Genomic DNA, 18760 nt, shown 5'->3' on the forward strand with positions numbered 1-18760 from the left:
TCGCCCCGCAACATGGGCTGGCATGTCAGCCCCGTGGGCGTTCTGGCCGCCTGCGTCATCGCCTTCTGGGCCGTCATGGCGATGGTCGGCCCCTGGATCGCCCCCCACCCGCCGGGCCAGATCGTCGATTACGATTTCTTCGGCCCCCTGTCGGCAGAATACCCCCTGGGCACCGACTATCTGGGGCGGGACATGCTGTCGCGCGTCCTGGCGGGTGCGCGCTTCACCGTGGGCATATCGCTTGCGGCGGTGATGCTGGCCTGCACGGCGGGCATCGTACTGGGCATGGCCGCGGCGGTGCTTGGCGGCTGGACCGATACCGCGATCAGCCGGGTGCTGGATGCGGTCAGCTCGATCCCGTCGAAGCTGTTCGGTCTGGTCGTCGTGGCGGCCATCGGGTCCAGCATTCCGGTGCTGATCGGGGTGCTGGCGGTGGTCTATACGCCGGGGTCCTATCGCTTTGCCCGCGCGCTGGCCGTGAACGTCAACACGATGGATTACGTCACCGTGGCGCGCGCGCGGGGCGAACGCACAGCCTATCTGATCCGGGCCGAGATCATGCCCAACATCCTGGGTCCGGTGCTGGCCGACATGGGCCTGCGCTTCGTCTTCATCGTGCTGATGCTGTCGGGCCTGTCCTTCCTTGGCCTCGGCGTGCAGCCGCCCAACGCCGATTGGGGGTCGCTGGTACGCGAGAACATGGGCGGGCTGTCCTTCGGTGCGCCCGCGGTCATCATGCCCTCGATCGCCATCGCCACGCTGACGATCAGCGTCAACCTGCTGATTGACAACCTGCCCACCCGTATCCGCGACAGGAGCGAATGATGACCCTAGCCCAGATCCGCGACCTGCGCGTTGGCGCGACCACCGACAGCGGCCGCAAGGTCCAGATCATCCGCGGCGTGTCGCTGGACATCGCCCCGGGCGAGATCGTGGCCCTGATCGGCGAATCCGGCAGCGGCAAGACCACCATCGCCCTGTCGCTGATGGGTCATTGCCGCCCCGGCTGTCATATCGCGTCGGGGTCGGTGATGGTGGACGGGGTCGACATGGCGACCGCGCCCGAACGCCAGCGCGCCGCCCTGCGCGGCACGACGGTGGCCTATGTCCCGCAAAGCGCCGCCGCCGCCTTCAACCCCGCGACCCGGCTGATCGACCAGGTGATCGAGGTCGCCCGCATCCACGACCTGATGCCCATGGACCAGGCCCGCGCCAAGGCCGTCGAGGTCTTCCGCGCCCTGGCCCTGCCCGATCCCGAAACCATCGGCGACCGCTATCCGCACCAGGTCTCGGGCGGGCAGCTGCAGCGTCTGGCCGCCGCGATGGCGCTGATCGGCGACCCCAAGCTGGTCATCTTCGACGAACCCACGACCGCGCTGGACGTCACCACCCAGATCGAGGTGCTGCGGGCCTTCAAGTCGGTGATGAAGGCCGGCGGCATGGCGGGCGTCTATGTCAGCCACGACCTGGCCGTCGTGGCCCAGATTGCCGACCGCATCGTCGTCCTGAAGGGCGGCGAGGTGCAGGAGGAAGGCACCGCCGACCAGATCCTGCATCGCGCCACTCATCCCTATACGAAATCGCTGCTGGCGGCCTTTCATCCCGCCCCCCGCGCGACCGCCGTCGCCCCTTCCAAGACCGTCGCCGCGCTGGAGGTGCAGAACGTCACCGCCGGTTACGGCATGGGGCGGGACGGGCAACCGCGCAAGATCGCGCTGGAAAACGTCAGCTGCCGGCTGGACAAGGGCCGCAACCTGGGCGTCATCGGTGAATCCGGCAGCGGGAAATCGACCCTAGCGCGCGCCATCGCAGGGCTTCTGCCGCCGGTCAAGGGTCGGATCATGCTGGACGGCCACCTGATGGAGCCCTCATCGCGCGCCCGCAGCAAGGAGGATCTGCGCCGCCTTCAGATCGTCTTCCAGCTGGCCGACACGGCGCTCAATCCGGCGCAATCCGTGGGCGACATCATCGGGCGGCCGCTGACCTTCTATCACGGCACCAAGGGGGCCGCGCGCCAAGCGCGGGTGGCCCAGCTTCTGGACATGGTGCGCCTGCCCCAGGCCATGCGCCACCGCCTGCCGGGCGAACTGTCGGGCGGCCAGAAGCAGCGCGTCAACCTGGCCCGCGCGCTGGCCGCCGACCCCGAGGTGATCCTCTGCGACGAGATCACCTCGGCGCTGGATACCGTGGTCGCCGCCTCGGTGATCGAGCTGCTGAAGGACCTGCAACGCGATCTGAACCTGTCCTATGTCTTCATCAGCCACGACCTGTCCACGGTCGAGGCGATCTGCGACGAGGTGATGGTCATGCACCATGGCCGCGTCGTCGAGACCCTGCCCGCCGACCGGCTGACGCAGGCGCGCGATCCCTATTCCAAGCTGCTCTTTTCGTCGGTGCCGCAGCTGGATACCGGTTGGCTGGACCGCATGCCGCTGCGTGCCGCCATCTAGAGGTCGAAGAGGTTCTGCAGCGGCAGATGCGACTTGGCGAAGGGCGTCTTGATGACGACAAAGCTGAAATACTTGTCGATGCCGACCTCGGCATCGATCAACCGCTCCATCACGGCCTGATAGTCGCTGATGCCCGCGGTCACGAATTTGACCAGATAGTCGTAGCCCCCCGACACCAGGTGGCATTCGACGGCCTCGTCGATCTTCTCCAGCGCCTGCTGGAAGCGCGCAAAGTCGATCTGGCGGTGGTTCTTCAGCGTCACCTCGGTGAAGACGGTCAGCGTGGGGCCCAGCTTGGCGACATCGATCTGCGCGGAATAGCCGGTGATGTAACCCGCCTGCTGCAGTTTCTTGACCCGCATCAGGCAGGGACTGGGGGACAGATGGACCAGGTCGGCCAGCTCGACGTTGGTGATGCGGCCATTCTTCTGCAACTCGTGCAGGATGCGGATATCGATGCGGTCCAGTTTCATCGCGGCCCCTTCGTTTCGATCCCCATTGCCTTAGCAGGATCTGCGGTGATCTCAATCGCGGATGGGGTGCGCGATGGCCCGTCGGGGCGTTTTTCCCGATGTTGCCCAATGCTGCCGCAGGTGGCAGACCATGCAGCACGTCATGCTGCCGAACGATCGAATGCGGCAGATCCGGCGGATGATATCGGGCAGTATGTCCCCAGATAGGAGAACCCGATGCCCGCACCCCTGATGCAGATCCAATCGACCCCCGACCTGCCCGCCGCCGCCGATGTCGTCGTGATCGGCGGCGGCATCGTTGGGTGCTCGACCGCCTATTATCTGGCGCGCAAGGGCGTGAAGGTCGCCCTGATCGAGAAGGGCCGCGTGGGCGCCGAACAGTCCAGCCGCAACTGGGGCTGGTGCCGCCAGCAGAACCGCGACGCGCGCGAACTGCCCATGGCGACCCGCAGCCTGGACCTGTGGCAGGCGATGGCCGCCGACATCGGCGAGGATCCGGGCTTTCGCCGCTGCGGGCTGCTGTATCTGTCCGACGACGCGGCCGAGATCGAGGGCTGGGCGCGCTGGCGCGACATGGCGCGCGGAATGGGCGTGACGACCCATATGCTGGATGCGGCGCAGGCGGCGGACCGCGGGCGCGCCACGGGCAAGTCGTGGAAAGGCGGCGTCTTTTCGCCCGACGACGGCATCGCGGACCCGTCGCGGGCCTGTCCGGTCATCGCGCGCGGCATCATCGCCGCAGGCGGCACGGTCCACCAGATGTGCGCCGCCCGCGGGCTCGATGTGTCGGGCGGGCGGGTGTCGGGCGTCGTCACCGAACATGGCACGATCGCCACCTCTGCCGTGGTGATGGCGGGGGGTGCCTGGGCGTCGTCCTTCTGCAACCAGTTGGGCGTGGCCTTCCCGCAGGCTTCGGTGCGATCCTCGATCATGACGGTCATGCCCGGTGTCGAGGGGCCCGATGCCCTGCACACGGGGCGCGTCTCGCTGACCAGGCGTGGCGACGGGGGGTATGCGCTGGCCATCTCCGGGGCGGCGCGGGTCGACCCGACACCGCAGCAGATCGCCCATGCCCGTCACTTCCTGCCGATGTTCGCCAAACGCTGGCGCATCCTGCGTCCCGGCGGGATGCAGGGATGGCGATCAGGGCATGAAACGCGTGCCAAATGGCGTCTGGATGCCCCGACCCCGATGGAGCGGATGCGCATCCTCGATCCCGCGCCCGACCGGCGGGCCCTTCGCCGCATCTTGTCGCGCGCGGCCCAACTGATCCCCGCCATCGCCAATGCGCCGGTTCAGGCCACATGGGCGGGCTATATCGACAGCACCCCGGACGGGGTTCCCGCCATCGGCGAAACGCGGCTGCCCGGACTGGTACTGGCCGCCGGGTTCAGCGGCCACGGCTTCGGCATCGGTCCCGGCGCGGGCGAGATGATCGCCGACATGGTCACGGGGGCGAAACCCGTTCTGGACCCGACCGCCTATCACCCCGCGCGGTTCGCGCAGGGCAGCTGGGGCAAGGTGTCCGAGTTCTAGCCGATGGCCTGATTGGCAAGCCCGAAGACATGCGCGTCCGGATCGACCGGCCGCGGATTGCCCAGGGCCATCGTCGTGACGGTATCATGCGCCTGCAGCCCGCAGGCGTTCAGCAGATCGACCAGATCGCCCCCCGTCTCGCGCGTGTCGATGCGCAGGAACTGCCCCCGGTTCGCCGCCAGATGCGGACCGGTCACCGCCGCCGCATCCCGGGCAGATCCGGCCACGATGGGTCCCACGACCCGCCCTCGCCCAAACCGACGGCACAGCGCATATCCGGTGATCAGACCTGCTTCCTCGATCACGGTCCCGGTGGATTGGTCCAACAGCAGGTCCAGCGCCTGCCTGCGATGGGCGGTATAGGCGCGGCTGTCCAGGGCATGCACGGCATCACGATCCTCGGGACGCATCGGACGGACCTGCGGGTCAGGCGCGGGACTGTCGGTGACGATGCCCTGATGCTGCCAGACGGTCAGCCCCGGCTTGAACCCAAGCGACAGATACAGCCGGAAGGCCGCGCGTGTCGCATTCAGCCCCAGATCGCGACTGCCCGTCTGCGACAGGATCTGGTCCATCATCCAACGCGCCGCCCCGCGTTCCTGCAGTCGAGGCGTCGTGATCACCATGCCCAGCATCGCCAGGTCGTCGGCGACCGGAAACCACATGGCCGAGCCGAATGGCCGCCCGATCTCGTCGGTCAGGAAGATCCCGCTGCCCAAGCGCAGGGCGGTGCCCCAATCCTCGGCCCGGTGCATCCAGCCCACGGCGACCGACAGTTCATGCAGCAGCGGAATGTCGTCGGGGGTCATGGCCCGCGGCTCCAACGCGAAACTGTCTATCATCCGGCTCTTCGAATCGACCACTGGCATATCCTCTTTTCCCAAGGGCAGGATGGCCGATCCGACACCGCATTTTCCGCTGCATTCCGCATCGCGGCAGCAGAAGTCACGCCCTGCATCACCCGGACACCTCCCTTCCGGATGCGAACCCGCCAGATCGGATGCCGTTCCGAAGCTGGCATCGCGACCCCGGCGGGATCGCAGCAGCGGACATCGGTTCCCCCTGCCGTGCAGTCACGACCCTGCGACCGTTGGCAGCACCCGCAGGAACCCTTGGCGGCGACGTCCGTTGTGGAAACCGAACATCAAGGAGATTTCACATGGATGACGACCGCGTCTGGAGTTTCGAGGAAAGTCTCTGGCAAGCCTCCGAGGAACGCTATCACGAGAATGTCGACGCCGAATGCGTCATGGCCCTCAGCCACGCCCCATACCTGTTCCAGGGTCAGGCCGCGACCGATGCGGTTTCCGGAACGCCGGAATGGGACGAGGTCAGCTTCTCGAACCGGAAGATCTCGCGCCCTGAAGAGGGGCTGATCGTCGTCGGATACGAGGTGAAGGCCCAGAAGGCGGATGTCTGTTACAATGCCGCCTGCACCTCGGTCTATCGCCGGAAGGCGCATGAGGATTGGACGGTCGTGCAGCACGCACAGGTCGCCAAGCCCGAGGTCGAAGAAGCCGACTGAACCAAAAGCACCATGCCCCCGCCCCTTCGCGCATTTGTCGAAGGGGCGGGGGTTCTTGCTGCCAGCGCTGCGTCGTGTCGTCAGATTGGTCCGGGTCGTGTCCACGGAACGTCTTCCCGGAATGGCCCGATGCCGCAGGCCGCATCTGCCCCAAGACAGCCAAGGTAGCAGCGCGAAACCTGCGGCACTCCGAAGTCCGGTTATCCTGCAGCCACTCCCAACAAGAGGCGCTTGTCACGGCATCGGAAGATATGAGCGGCGACGCCACCCTTTGGGAACGACAGGCGGTATGGGACGTTCGCTCATGAAGATTGCAATCGAGCGAGCCACATGTCGGACAAAGCAGAACACCCCGTCGCCATCGTCACCGGAGCGGACTCGGGCATCGGGCGCGCCACGGCGCTGGCCTTGGCTCAGGCCGGACATGACATCGTCATCACCTATCACAGCGATGCCGAAGGGGCGCGGGATACGGCATCCGACATCCAGAACACTGGCCGCAGCGCCCATGTCTTGCAATGCGACCAGAGCGATCCGCAGCAAATCGAGGCCATGTTCCGCCAGCTGGACGATCAGGGCATCACGGCGCGCGTGCTGGTCAACAACGCGGGCATCGACCTCAGCGGGACGCGGGTCACAGGGATGGATGACGACCATTGGACCAAGACCATCGCCACCGATCTGACCGGCCCTTTCATGCTGGCGCGAGCCTTCGCACAGCGCCTTCGACAGCCGCAAGGCGCGCGGATCATCAACGTCAGCTCCATCCACGAGGACGTGGCCCGCATCGGCTCGGCCGCTTATGACGCGGCCAAGGGCGGGCTGCGGATGCTGACGCGTACCATGGCACTGGAGCTGGCCGAGCAGGGCGTCACGGTGAACAATGTCGCCCCCGGCATGATCATGACGCCCATCAACCAAGAAGCCGCCGACGACCCCGAGCTGCGTCGCCGGATGGAAAGCCATATCCCCCTGCGCCGCGCCGGCAAGCCCGAGGAGGTGGCCGCCCTGATCGCCTTCCTCGCCTCGGATGCGGCATCCTATATCACCGGCCAAAGCTTCTTCATCGACGGCGGCCTCTCGATCAACCTTGGGCAGGGGGCGTAAGATGATGCAGCGCGACGGGGACGGCTTTTTGCCGTTGCAGGGCTATGCGGCCCTTGGCGACGGGCGCGCAGTGGCGCTCAGCGGGATGGACGGGGCGATCGATTGGTGGTGCGTCCCCAACATGGACAGCCCGCCCCTGTTCGACCGCCTGCTGGTCGGCGCGGAAACGCTGGAGAACGGCGCCCGCTCGGGGCATTTCACCGTCACCGCGCGGGGCGCCACCAAGGTCACGCGCCAATACCGCGAGGACAGCAACGTCCTTGAGACGCGCTTCCAGACCGAAAGCGGCGTGGCCATCGTGACGGAATCGCTGAACAGCTTCACCGCCGGACGGCTTCCCTGGGCCGAACTAGCCCGCCGGATCGAGGTGACAGAAGGCGAGGTCGGCTTCGACATCGTCCTGCAACTCAGCCACCGTTCCGGCAGCCGCAGCCCCCACATGAGCAGCACCGGCCCGCATGAGACCTTTCACGTCGGATCGGTTCTGGGCATGTTCCTGCACGGCGACCGCGTCACCATCACCGACCGCGATGACGACCGCATGGACGCCGAACTGACCCTGAAAGCGGGCGAGCGGGAAATCCTTGCCATCGTCGCGGGCGCGAACGAACCGCTGGTCGTCCCCACCCTTGCCGAGATCGACCACCGCATCGACCTGTCCGATCAGGAATGGCGCGACTGGTGCCACGAGATCGCGCTGGACACGCCCGACAGGTCGTTCCTGCTGCGGCAGGCGCTGGCGCTGAAGCTGCTGATCTATTCGCCCAGTGGCGCGATCGCGGCTGCGGCGACGACATCGCTGCCTGAACGCATCGGCGGGGACAAGAACTATGACTATCGCTTCGCTTGGGTCAGGGATGCGGGCTATATCATCGCCTCGTTCCTGCGCTTGGGGATCAAGGCCGAATCCAAGGCGGCGCTGACCTGGCTGCTGAACCAGCTTTGCGCCCACGGCACCCGCGTCTGCTTCGCTCTCGAAGGCGGTGTGACCGAGCAGATGGACGAGATCCCCGTCCCCGGCTATCGCAATTCCCGCCCCGTGCTGCGCGGCAACCGCGCGGCCAAGCAGCATCAGCACGGCGTCTATGGCGACATCTTCGAGACGGTCTCGGTCTTCACCCAGGCCGGCAACCTGATCGACCCCCGCAGCGCCGAGACCCTGTCGCATCTGGCCGACGAATGCGCCGACCGCTGGAAGGAAAAGGACAGCGGCATCTGGGAACTGCCCGAACTGCAGCATTACACCATGTCCAAGATCAGCTGCTGGCAGGCGCTGAACCGCGCGGTCGAACTCGCCGATGCGGGCCAGCTGCCCACCACCTGCCGCGACCGCTGGAGCCGCGAACGCGACCGCATTGCGCGATGGATCGACGCGAACTGCTGGGACGAGGATCTGGGCGCCTATGTCATGCACCCCGGCACGCGCAGGCTGGACGCGGCGCTGATCCTTGCGGTTCGCTTCGAATACGACGGTCGCGACCGTCTGGTGAAGACGCTGGATGCCATCGACCGCCAGCTTGGGGCGGGCGGGCATCTGCATTATCGCTATAGTGGCATGGACCAGGAGGAGGGGTGCTTCCTGGCCTGTTCCTTCTGGATGGTCGAGGCCCGGACCCTGCTGGGACAGCACGATCAGGCCCGCGCCCTGATGGACGGATTGCGCGAAACCGTGGGCGATATGCCCGGCATCCTGCCCGAGATGATCGACCCCGACAGCGGCGATTGGCTGGGCAACATGCCCCAGGGCCTCAGCCATCTGGCGGCGCTGCAGGCGACGCTGACGCTGATCAAGGCGTAGGGCGAGGGCTGACACGAACCGCCAATGCAAAGGGGGGTGGCCACATGACGCGGCCACCCCCTTCTTCTTGCCGTGCCGGCTGCCTCAGAACAGCAGCGGCGGGATGATCCCCTCGGGCAGGCGCAGGGTCATGGCCCAGGTGATACCGCTGATGAAGCCCACCGCGCCTAGCGTCATCAGCGCTGCCGGAACGGGGCGTGCCTTGCCCGCCAGGATCAGGAACAGCGGGAAGAAGACGGCCATCGCCGGCACGAAGCCGATCAGCCAGACAAGACCCACGACCGCGGCGAAGATCGCCAGGTACTTCTCGCGTCCGGACCAGGTGCGGGACACGGTGGCGGATGCGTCGTCGTCGTGGATCTCGGCCACCTTGCCACGGCGGATGTTGAACGCCACGGCCAGCGCCCCCAGCAGGGCGATGACCCCGATGGTCATCGGGAAGACCATCGCAAGGAAGCTGAGCCCGAAGCTTTCGAACAGGCAATAGGCCGCGATGGCGATCAGCACGCCCGCAAAGGTCATCTGGCGTCCGCGCGTCTGCTGGTCGGCCACGTCGCTGTTGCCCTCGGACGAGATCTCGGCGCCGAAGCGCAGGCCCAGAAAGACCGAAACGACGGTGATCAGCGCGATGATGATGACGCCGGGACGCATCACCCAGTCCATGCCATAGAACTGCACGGCCTGATACAGATAGCCCTCGGCCCCCGGTGCCAGCACGAAGCCGATCAGCAGCGCGGGACGCGGCCAGCCGAAGCGGCGCATGTAGATGCCGACCCCGCCCATGATGATCAGCGCCACCAGATCGGCCATCGACCGCGAGGCCTGGAAGGCCGCGAACATGGCGATCATCACCATGAAGGGCGCCAGATAGACGAAGGGCACCTGCGTCAGCCGCGCGACCTGCCGGGCCAGAAGGACGCAAAGCCCCGCCCCCACGACGTTCGCAAGCGCCAGCGACCAGATGATGGTATAGGTGACGTCCAGCCGCGTTTCCACCATGGTGACGCCGGGCTGGATGCCCAGCAGCACCATGCCGCCCAGGAACACCGCCATCGAGCCGGACCCCGGCACGCCGAACAGCAGCGTCGGCACCAAGGCGCCGCCCTGACAGGCGTTGTTAGCGCTTTCGGGGGCGATGACGCCGCGCACGTCGCCCTTGCCGAAGCGGCTGCGATCCTTGCTGGTCTGGACGACATGGCTGTAGGCAATCCAATCGACCACCGCGCCACCCAGGCCCGGCAGCGCGCCGATCGCGCAGCCAAGGCTGGCGCAGCGGGCGACCAGCCAGGGGTGGGCAAAGACGTCGCGCACGCCTTTCATCCAGCCTCCGCCCAAGGGGGTGCTGTCGGAAATGGCAGTGCCGCGCTTCAGCAGGTCGATGATCTCGGGGATGGCGAAAAGGCCCATGGCGACGACCACCAGCGGCACACCGTCATAGAGATAGTCGGTCCCCATGGTCATGCGCGCCTCGCCGGTGGCGGGGGCGGTGCCGATGGTGCCGATGATCAGGCCAAGGCCCGCCGCGGCGATGCCCTTGGTCAGGCTGCGCCCCGACAGGACCGCGACCATCGACAGGCCGAACAGCGTCAGCATGAACAGTTCGGCCGAGGAAAAGGACAGCACCAGCGGCCGGGCGATGACGATGGCGACCGACAGAACCAGCGCGCCGATGATGCCGCCCAGCAGCGAACTGGTGAAGGCCGCAGACAGAGCCCGCGCCGCCTCGCCGCGCTTGGCCATGGGGAAGCCGTCCAGCACCGTCGCCTGGCTGGCACTGGAACCGGGGATGCCCATCATGACGGATGTGAAGGTGTCCCCCGTGGGGATCACGGCAACCATGCCGATCAGCATGCCCAATGCGGCCGTCGGCTCCATCCCGTAAAGGAACGGCAAGAGGATCGACATGCCGGCAATGCCGCCGAGGCCGGGCAGGATGCCCACGACCAGGCCGACCAGGACCCCCAAAACAAGAAAGCTCAGGTGTCCGATGGACATGACTTGGCTTAGCGCCGTGATGGCGACGTCGAACATGGTGGTTAACTCCCCCCGTTAATGCGTGCGGCGGGGCCGCGAAGGCCCCGCGCGGTGTTTCAGAAGCGGACGCCGTAATCCTCGGACAGCCAGGTGGTCAGGTATTCGCGGATCGCGGGATCGACGGTCAGCGCGGCCTTGAGGGCGGCATCCGCCTCTTCGCCGACCAGCTGTTCGTAGGCGCCCAGCTCCTCGCCCGCGCGTTCGCGGAAATCGGGGGCCTCGACGATGTCGCGGGCGGCCTGCGAATAGGTCTCGATGATCTCGGCGGGAACGTCGTTGGGCAGCACGACCATCTTCTGCAGCGAATAGCCCGCGATCATCAGGGCCTTCCAAGCCTCGAAGGCCTCGCCCTCGGGGGCGGCGCCGGTGGCTTCGGTGAAGAACTCGACGAAGGTCGGCAGGTCGGGGAAGGACGGGTCACGCGACACGGTGCCGTCGGCATCGACCACGCCCATCGAGAAGAGCGGCACGGCCTTGCCGCTTTCCACCAGCGGGACGACGCTGCTGAGATAGGCCGAGCTGGTCTGGAAGTCGATGCCCGCCTCGCCGCGTTCGAAGGCCAGGCGGCCCGCGCCGCGGCTTTCCATGCCGAAGACCGGGCGGATGTTCATGCCCATCATCTTCATCGCCAGCAGGACCGGCATTTCCAGCGCGGTCGCGCCCTGGCTGGCAAAGCGGATCTCTTCGGATTTCAGGGTTTCCAGACCCTCGGGGCCGGTGACGCCGTATTTCGGATCGGCATAGACGACGCCGCCCGTCGGGGACGCCAGAACCGCCGTCCAATCGGCATAGTCGTAACGGACGCGCGGATCGCCCAGGATGGCCGGATACTGGGTCGAGGCCGAGGTGCCCAGGATCGACAGGCCGTCGTGGCTGGCGCGGTTGGCGAACTGGTTCGCGCCGGTGATCGATCCGCCGCCGGGCACGTTCAGTACCACGACGTTGGGCTGACCGGGCAGGGCATCGGCCAGCTGCGGCGCGAAGAAGCGTGCCCAGACATCGGTGCCACCACCGACGCCGAAGGGGATGGTCCATTCGACCGTCTCACCGGCGAAATCCTGGGCCGCCAAGGCCTGGGGCAGCGACAGCATGGCCACGGCCCCCAGCAGGGTGGCGCGCAGCGGGTTCAAGAGATATTTCATGTGGGTTTCCTCCTTGTTGGTCTTTTTGGTCTTGTCGTCGATGCGATCAGGCAGCGTGATCGCGGACCAGGACATGGCCCTCGAACAGCCGACGCGCGGTGCGGATCACCATGGCACGGGTGACGACGCCGGTATCGGGGTCCTGTTCGATTTCGACCGGGGTCTGTCCCGATGGGTGTTCGATGATCAGGCGGCGACGCCCGTCGGCATCGACCTCGGGCAGCCGCGCCAGGCGGTGCGCGATGGTGCCGGGGGTGCAGCAGGCGGACGCGATGCAGACCGCGCCGGTGATGGCCACCGCCGTATGGCAGGAATGCGGCATGAAATAGCGCGCGGTGATGGTGCCCTCGCCCGCAGGGGGGCTGAGCAGGATCGGCTTTGGGATGACCATCTGCGAGACATCGCCCAACCCCATCAACTGGCCCGCCTGCAGGCGCAGGGCCTCAAGCCGGGTCATGAAGTCGCGGTCGGCGTCGAATTGGGCGGGGGCTTCCTTGCCGGTCTTGCCGAAGCTGGCGGCATCGGCCAGCATCGCCGCCACCGCCATGTCGAAGAGCGAGACCTCGACATCGCCGATCATCTGGCTGGGCACATCCGACGGCAACAGCTTGCCCGTCTTGGAGCCTGCCGCATCCAGAAAGGCCATGCGCACGGGGGCCGCGGTTCCGGGCACGCCCGCGATGGCGAAATCGCCTTCGTAATCGACGACGCCGCCGGGGGTCTGGATGATCGCCTCGACCCGCTTGCCGGTGTTCACGTTGAAGATGGTCAGGCGCGTCTCGGGGTCGGTGGCCTTGACCAGCCCCTGCTCGATGGCGAAGGGGCCGACCGCCGACAGCATGTTGCCGCAGTTGGGCGCGGTATCGACCAGCGCCTTTTCGACATTCACCTGCGCGAAAAGATAATCCACGTCGGCATCCGCGCGCGCCGAAGGCCCCACGATGGCCACCTTGCTGGTCAGGGGGTTGCCGCCGCCGATCCCGTCGATCTGCAGCGGATGCCCCGAACCCATTGCCGAGATCAGCACCGCGTCGCGCGCTTCGGTCCGGGCGGGCAGATCGCTTGCCAGGAAGAAGGGGCCGCGCGATGTGCCGCCTCTCATCAGGACGCAGGGAAGTTTTTGCATGGCTTGGCCTTCATGGCTGATCCGGGCGGATGCCCCTTGGGGTGGATCAGACTTGCCAGAGGAAAAGGAATGTGTGAAATGCAATGATCGGAACGATTATTGCGTTGCAAACATGAATATCGACCTCGAAGATCTGCGCGCCTTCGTGGCAACTGCCGAAATGCAAAGCTTCAGTGCCGCCGCAGACAGCATTCACTTGTCGCAACCGGCGCTGACGCGGCGCATCCAAAAGCTCGAATCGGTGGTGGGGGTGCCGCTTCTGGAACGCACGACGCGGCGGGTGTCGCTGACGGCGGTGGGGCGGGACTTCCTGCCGCGTGCGCGCCGCCTGCTGGACGATCTGGAAACATCGCTGATGTCGGTGCGCGAGATTGCCGAAAAGCGCTCGGGGCTGGTCAGCATCGCCTGTATTCCCACCGCGGCCTATTACTTCCTGCCCGATGTCATCAGCGCCTTTACCGCCGAATTCCCCGCGATCCGCTTTCGCATCATGGACGCGGGCGCGAACGAGGTCCTGCAAAGCGTCCTGAACCGCGAGGTGGACTTCGGCATCACGCTTCTGGGCGCCGACGATCCCGAGGTGGCCTTCGATCCGCTGATCGAGGAACCCTTCCTGCTGGCCTGCAGGCGCGATCATCCGCTGGCAGAGCGATCCTCGGTCAGCTGGGCCGAGCTGGCGGACCATCGCTTCGTCACCGTCGGACGGTCCAGCGGCAACCGGCTGATCATGGATCTGGCGCTGGCGCGCGCCAACGTCCGGCCCCGCCCCTTCTTCGAGGTTCAGCACCTGTCCACGTCGCTTGGCCTGGTCGAGGCCGGCCTGGGGGTCGCGGCCCTGCCCCGCATGGCGCTGCCCGCGGGACCGCATCACACCATCGCCACCGTGCCGCTGACCGCGCCGGACGTGACGCGGACGGTCGGCGTGGTCAGGGTGCCCGGCTCGCGCCGATCACCCGCTGCCGAACAATTCTATGCCATGCTGCTCAATCGCTGGCAGGTCTGAGCCCCCGTCGCGATGATCGCGCGTGCCGACATGGCGATGTCGGCACGCGTTGGGTCATGGCATGGTGATCGACGTCGGTTCGTCGATATCCTCTGCCTTGCAGTATCCGGACAGGATGTCGCTTTTCGCAGGGTCCGCCCAAGCCTGATTGTCGGCGTCGAAGACGATCGGCTTGATGTAGTCGACGGGATCGACCAGCCAATGCAGGCGCGGACGATCCTTGGCCGGAATGCCCATAAGGTCCAGCTGGTTCACATAGCCGGCATAGACCGACAGCGACGATCCCTCGCGCGCGCGCGAACCGGTGGTGATGTGGTTCGGGATATAGATCCGCGGCTTGATCGCCTGCTGATACATGATCAGGTCGCGCAATCCGTTGTTGTCGAAGTTCCCCGTCGCCGCCGTTCCCAGCTGGACATCGGTCGGGCCAAGCGCCTCCAGCAGTTCGACGATCCGCTGACCGTCCTCGGGGGTGCCTTCCCAGCCATTGCCCTTGCCTTCCTTCAGGGCGCCGGCGGTGTTGTGGAACACGAACGAAAAATTGCTGCCGTCGCGCAGCATGAAGCTGAAGAACAGCGACTCGGGACCGCCGGGCGCGCCGGGGGTGGTTTGCGTGTTGAACTGACCCTCGGACGGTTCGAAGTTTTCCGGCATGTTGCGCGGGTTCGGCCATTGCTCGGTTCCCGCCGGGAACAGGTATTCGTCGCGTTCGTCGACGATGATCTCGACCGGGGTGGGCGGGAATTCATGGTCGGGATCGACGGCGACGGAATGCAGGTGCCGAAAGGCGACGGTGCAGGCCTGCGGTTCCAGGAACGGCAACCGCAGGACCTGCGTGCCGGGTGTCGATCCGGCGGTGGTGACGGTCTGGCAATCGACCTTGGCGCCTTCGGGGATGGCACGTTCGGGGACCTGCATCACCAATGGGTCCGCGACCATCCGTGCCAGATCCGTCTGCATGGTGCCGCAGGTCTCCTCGGTCGCATAGACGACCGCCCCGGTCTTGGCGGCGATATAGGCGGCATTGTCGGCGTGGTCGCCATGACCGTGACCCAGCAGGATCGCCTCGGGGTTCAGGTTGACCAGATCGGCGATCACGAGGGGCGTGCGTCCCGGTTCGACCTCTTGCCGGGTCATGTAGCTGTCCAGCATGAAGACGCGCCCCTCGACCGAGGCTGCGAAGCTGGAAGCCGACAGCCACGAGAAGATGACCTTGTCGGCGGGGGTGTCACCGGACTGCGGGTCCACGTTCTCTTGCCCGAAGATCAGCTGACGTGCGGCGATCATCTGCGGTGTCTCGACCGCGACCGCTGGTGTCATCGTCAGGGCCGTGCCGATCAGCATCGCGCCCGCTGCAAGGAATTTCATGACAATCTCCTCCTGTTCAATGGCCGGTCCGAGGGTCGGACGGCAGGCAGGGCGCGATCCTCCCGAACGGGCCCCGCAGGCCTTAGCCTAGGCGCGGATGGGGGCGGGACGCAGGTTCGATAATCAATATTCGCTTGCGATATAATCTGCACGATGTGCAAAGCCAGCCGGATGCCAGAAGGGCGGCTGCATTGCTGCAACCGCCCTTTCGCGTGGTTTCCCTCGACCTCAGAACTCGGCGTTCACCGCAAGGAACAGCGACCGGCCATCGATGACGGTGTTGAAATCGGCGCTGTCGATCTGGCGGTCGAACAGGTTGCGGATCTGCCCGTCCAGCGTCACGCGGTCGTTCACGCGATACTGCGCGCCGACATCGGCCAGGGTATAGGCCTTGTAGGTCTCGGCCCCGTCGCGTCCGGCGACTTCCTCCTCGCCGTTGTAGGTGATGCTGGCCCAGAGCGACAGGCTGTCGGTCTTTTGCCAATCACCCCGCAGACTGGCCTTGTGGCGGGGCGTGCGGGTCAGGGGCAGGCCCTCGTTCTCGCCGTTCTCCTGTTCTGAATCGGTGAAGGTGTAATTCCCCGACAGGGTGACGTCATTGCCCAACAGGGCGCGGCCCGTCAGTTCCACCCCGGAAATCCGGGCCTTGCCGATGTTGTAATATTCATACTGCTCGTAGGTGACGCCATCCAGATCGATGGTCCCGCCGGTATCGCGACTGTCGATCTTGTTCTTGAAATCGGTGTGGAAGGCCGTGGCGCTGAACCGGTAATCGGGACCGTCATAGCGCATGCCCAGCTCGACGCTGGTGCTTTCCTCGGGCGAAAGGCCGGGGGTGCCGACGATCACGGCGCGGCGCTGGTTCGTCAGGAAATAGTAATCCTCGGCCGATTGGCGCAATTCGGGCGTGCGATAGCCGGTGGCGATGCCGCCGGTCAGGAACAGGTCCGGACGCAGCTGATAGACGGCATGGATGCGCGGCGTCAGCTTTCCGCCGAAGCGCTCGTCGTCGGTCCAGCGCGCACCACCCGTCAGCGACAGGTCGGGCGTCACCTGCCAGACATCCTCGGCAAAGACCGCCACCTGCCGGTTCGAGAACGAGAACTGGTCCTCGGACTGCAGGCCGGGGTTCTGATCGCGCAGGCGCGACTCCTGGAGCTGCGCGCCAAGGGTGACGTCATGTGTGCCCGCGGCCTCGAAGCTGCGATCGGCCTTCAGGTCAAGCGTAGTGTTGGCGATCTCGGGGCGGCGGGACGATCCTTCGGTCTCGCGCGAGCCTTCTTCCCAGTTCAGCACCGCCTCGCTGGACCAGTCGCCGATCATCTGCTGGTAACCAAGCGACAGCGTGTCGCGACGGTTGACGCGCGTGACCTCGTCGGGGTCGGTGATGCGGGTGCGGCCGGCCTCGAAGGTCATGTTGCGGGTCGCATCGGGCGCCCATGTCAGCCGCGCGCGCAGGTCGTTGATGTCACGCTTGCCGGGGCCATCCTCGCGCCCCGATCCGTCGCGTTCATATCGGCGCCCCCAAAGCTGCGCCGACCAGTCGGTGCCAAGCGGCGTTCCGGTATAGAAGGACAGCTGCCGGTCGCCCGCATCGTCGCTGTGCTGGGGAAGCGTGCCCTCGACCCGCAGGCTGCCCTCGGGGGCGGTGACGCCCTTGCGGGTGATGATGTTGACCACGCCGCCCATGGCATCGGAACCATAAAGCGCCGACATCGGGCCGCGCACGACCTCGATCCGTTCGATGGCCTGGGCGGGCGGGATGTAATACTGCTCGATCCCGCCCGATCCGTTGGTGCGCGCCTCGCGCGTGCCCTGCCGTTTGCCGTCGACCAGGATCAGCGTGTATTCGCCCGGCAGCCCCCGGATCGAGATGTTCTGCCCGTCCGCCGTCCCGCTGGTGCTGACACCGGCGGTGTCGCGCAGGATCTGAGTCAGATCGCCCGTCGGCCCCTTGCGCAGTTCCTCGCCCTGGATGACTGTCACGCTGGCGGGTGCGGTCGCTAGGGTCTGCTCGACCCCGCTGGCCGACAGGACAATCGGTTCAAGAAGGACGGGTTCGACATCCTGCGCGGCGGCGGGAATGGCGATGGTCGTGCCCAGAAGGGCGGCGTGCAGGGATCTGATCATATCGAAGAACCTTGGTGGTATCGCAGTGGTCGGGATCAATCGGCCGTGTCGAAACGCGCGGCCTGCGCAAGGGCGCATTGTTCCAGAACGGTGAAAAGGGCCAGGCCGCGGGGGCCCATGACGAAGGGGTGGGGCGCATCGGGGCCGCGTTCCGCCAGTTCCGCCATCAGCCTGTCCGATCCGTCGCGGCGGACATGGTTCGACAGGACGACATCGACGCCCTCGGCCTTGGCGCGGTTGCGTGCCATGGCCGCGGCCTCGGCATAATCGCGGAAGATCCCGGCATCGGGGCCAAAGTTGAACCCTGCCCCGCCCCACAGGACGGCCTTATGCGTCTGGCCCCCGTCCGACAGCGGAAGGATCGGGGAGATCGTTCCCGGCGTATGACCGGGGGTGATCATTACCTCAAGCGTGCCGTTGCCGGTCGGAATGCGCTGCCCCTCGGCCACGACCTGCCCGCGCTCGGGCGCGGCGCCAAAGCGCGGATGCGGGGGGGTGCGTTCGGCCAGCTGCCAATCCGCCTCGGACATGGCGATGGGGACGCCCAGCTTTTCGGACAGGAAGGTCGCCCCGCCGAAGTGGTCGCCATGCGCGTGGGTGACCAGGATCATCCGGATGGCGGTGGGGTCCAGACCCAGCTTTTCCATGCCGCCCAGAACGTCACGCTCGGCTTCCTCGGCGGTGTTGAGGCTGTCGATCAGCACATAGCCGTCCGCGGACCCGTAGAGCCATGCCGAGACCGAGCGGTTCCCCACGAACCAGAGGTTGTCGAAGACCTGCATCGGCGGCAGGGGATCACGGGCTTCGGCCCGGGGCTTCCTGTCGCCGCCCTTGTGGTCGTGGCCGCGCGTGCTGCGGTCGCGCGGCGCATTCACGTCACGGATGTGCATGTCCAGATCGCAGAGATCCGCGAAGCCCGGGAAATCGGCAGCGGCGGCCAGTCCGGCCTCGGCATGCGCTTGCGCGTCCTGTGCCGCCAGCGGAGTGGCCAGAAGAAGCAGGGCCGTCGAGACGGCAGCGAATGGAATGAGACGCATGGCAAGCCCTTGAGGTAATGCGCGACAGGAT

15 protein-coding genes are annotated in these 18760 nt (G+C 66.4%); 7 read left to right on the forward strand and 8 right to left on the reverse strand.

The annotated features are described in order from the left end of the window. The first annotated feature begins 12 nt into the window (after positions 1 to 12). On the forward strand, positions 13 to 825 hold the full coding sequence (locus tag DDE75_RS11510; protein WP_472462638.1) for an ABC transporter permease: 813 nt from the start codon (positions 13 to 15) through the stop codon (positions 823 to 825). Further along, positions 822 to 2450: an ABC transporter ATP-binding protein gene (locus DDE75_RS11515; RefSeq protein WP_108502534.1), complete on the forward strand. Its 1629-nt coding sequence runs from the start codon at positions 822 to 824 to the stop codon at positions 2448 to 2450. The genes DDE75_RS11510 and DDE75_RS11515 overlap by 4 nt, the downstream gene beginning before the upstream one ends. On the opposite strand, the gene DDE75_RS11520 is transcribed toward DDE75_RS11515, so the two are convergent. Continuing rightward, positions 2447 to 2923, reverse strand: a complete 477-nt coding sequence (locus DDE75_RS11520) for an Lrp/AsnC family transcriptional regulator (RefSeq protein ID WP_108502535.1) — start codon at positions 2921 to 2923, stop codon at positions 2447 to 2449. The two genes, DDE75_RS11515 and DDE75_RS11520, sit on opposite strands and share 4 nt — an antisense overlap. 216 nt (positions 2924 to 3139) lie before the next feature. Between DDE75_RS11520 and DDE75_RS11525 the strand changes: the two genes are divergently transcribed. Beyond that, positions 3140 to 4459: an NAD(P)/FAD-dependent oxidoreductase gene (locus DDE75_RS11525; protein WP_108502536.1), complete on the forward strand. Its 1320-nt coding sequence runs from the start codon at positions 3140 to 3142 to the stop codon at positions 4457 to 4459. Here the strand turns inward: DDE75_RS11525 and DDE75_RS11530 are convergent. Then, entirely contained in the window at positions 4456 to 5322 is an 867-nt protein-coding gene (locus tag DDE75_RS11530) for a GNAT family N-acetyltransferase (RefSeq protein WP_108502537.1), read from the reverse strand. The genes DDE75_RS11525 and DDE75_RS11530 overlap by 4 nt on opposite strands. A 296-nt stretch (positions 5323 to 5618) precedes the next feature. Between DDE75_RS11530 and DDE75_RS11535 the strand changes: the two genes are divergently transcribed. The 3 genes from DDE75_RS11535 to DDE75_RS11545 all read left to right on the forward strand — a co-directional run bounded on the left by DDE75_RS11535 (position 5619) and on the right by DDE75_RS11545 (position 8889). Further along, entirely contained in the window at positions 5619 to 5984 is a 366-nt protein-coding gene (locus tag DDE75_RS11535) for a DUF4440 domain-containing protein (RefSeq protein ID WP_108502538.1), read from the forward strand. 330 nt (positions 5985 to 6314) lie between these two features. Next, a complete protein-coding gene (locus tag DDE75_RS11540) occupies positions 6315 to 7091 on the forward strand; it encodes an SDR family oxidoreductase (protein ID WP_108502539.1) in 777 nt (258 codons plus the stop codon). A gap of 1 nt (position 7092) precedes the next feature. Beyond that, positions 7093 to 8889 carry a glycoside hydrolase family 15 protein gene (locus DDE75_RS11545; RefSeq protein WP_108502540.1) on the forward strand — a complete coding sequence of 599 codons (1797 nt, stop codon included), beginning with the start codon at positions 7093 to 7095 and terminating at the stop codon, positions 8887 to 8889. A gap of 84 nt (positions 8890 to 8973) precedes the next feature. Here DDE75_RS11545 and DDE75_RS11550 read toward each other — a convergent pair whose 3' ends face one another. The 3 genes from DDE75_RS11550 to DDE75_RS11560 are packed head-to-tail and all read right to left on the reverse strand — an operon-like array spanning position 8974 to position 13191. Further along, positions 8974 to 10920 (reverse strand): tripartite tricarboxylate transporter permease, encoded by a 1947-nt coding sequence (locus DDE75_RS11550; RefSeq protein ID WP_108502541.1) that lies wholly within the window; start codon positions 10918 to 10920, stop codon positions 8974 to 8976. A gap of 59 nt (positions 10921 to 10979) precedes the next feature. After that, positions 10980 to 12065 carry a Bug family tripartite tricarboxylate transporter substrate binding protein gene (locus DDE75_RS11555; RefSeq protein ID WP_108502697.1) on the reverse strand — a complete coding sequence of 362 codons (1086 nt, stop codon included), beginning with the start codon at positions 12063 to 12065 and terminating at the stop codon, positions 10980 to 10982. A gap of 46 nt (positions 12066 to 12111) precedes the next feature. After that, the gene (locus DDE75_RS11560) at positions 12112 to 13191 is read right to left on the reverse strand and encodes a 4-oxalomesaconate tautomerase (RefSeq protein WP_108502542.1); all 1080 of its coding nucleotides are present in this window, start codon (positions 13189 to 13191) and stop codon (positions 12112 to 12114) included. A gap of 112 nt (positions 13192 to 13303) precedes the next feature. On the opposite strand from DDE75_RS11560, the gene DDE75_RS11565 reads away from it, so the two are divergent. Next, positions 13304 to 14194, forward strand: a complete 891-nt coding sequence (locus DDE75_RS11565) for a LysR family transcriptional regulator (RefSeq protein WP_170310952.1) — start codon at positions 13304 to 13306, stop codon at positions 14192 to 14194. A 54-nt stretch (positions 14195 to 14248) separates the two neighbouring features. On the opposite strand, the gene DDE75_RS11570 is transcribed toward DDE75_RS11565, so the two are convergent. The 3 genes from DDE75_RS11570 to DDE75_RS11580 form a co-directional block, all read right to left on the reverse strand. Continuing rightward, positions 14249 to 15562, reverse strand: a complete 1314-nt coding sequence (locus DDE75_RS11570) for an MBL fold metallo-hydrolase (RefSeq protein ID WP_108502544.1) — start codon at positions 15560 to 15562, stop codon at positions 14249 to 14251. 228 nt (positions 15563 to 15790) lie between these two features. Further along, complete coding sequence (locus DDE75_RS11575; RefSeq protein WP_162799007.1) at positions 15791 to 17692, reverse strand: TonB-dependent receptor domain-containing protein; 1902 nt, start codon at positions 17690 to 17692, stop codon at positions 15791 to 15793. 35 nt (positions 17693 to 17727) lie between these two features. Next, positions 17728 to 18729, reverse strand: coding sequence for an MBL fold metallo-hydrolase (locus tag DDE75_RS11580; protein WP_108502546.1), 1002 nt, complete (start codon positions 18727 to 18729; stop codon positions 17728 to 17730). Positions 18730 to 18760 lie beyond the last annotated feature (31 nt).

The sequence above is a fragment of the Paracoccus indicus genome, from assembly GCF_003056335.1.
Lineage (GTDB): Bacteria > Pseudomonadota > Alphaproteobacteria > Rhodobacterales > Rhodobacteraceae > Paracoccus > Paracoccus indicus.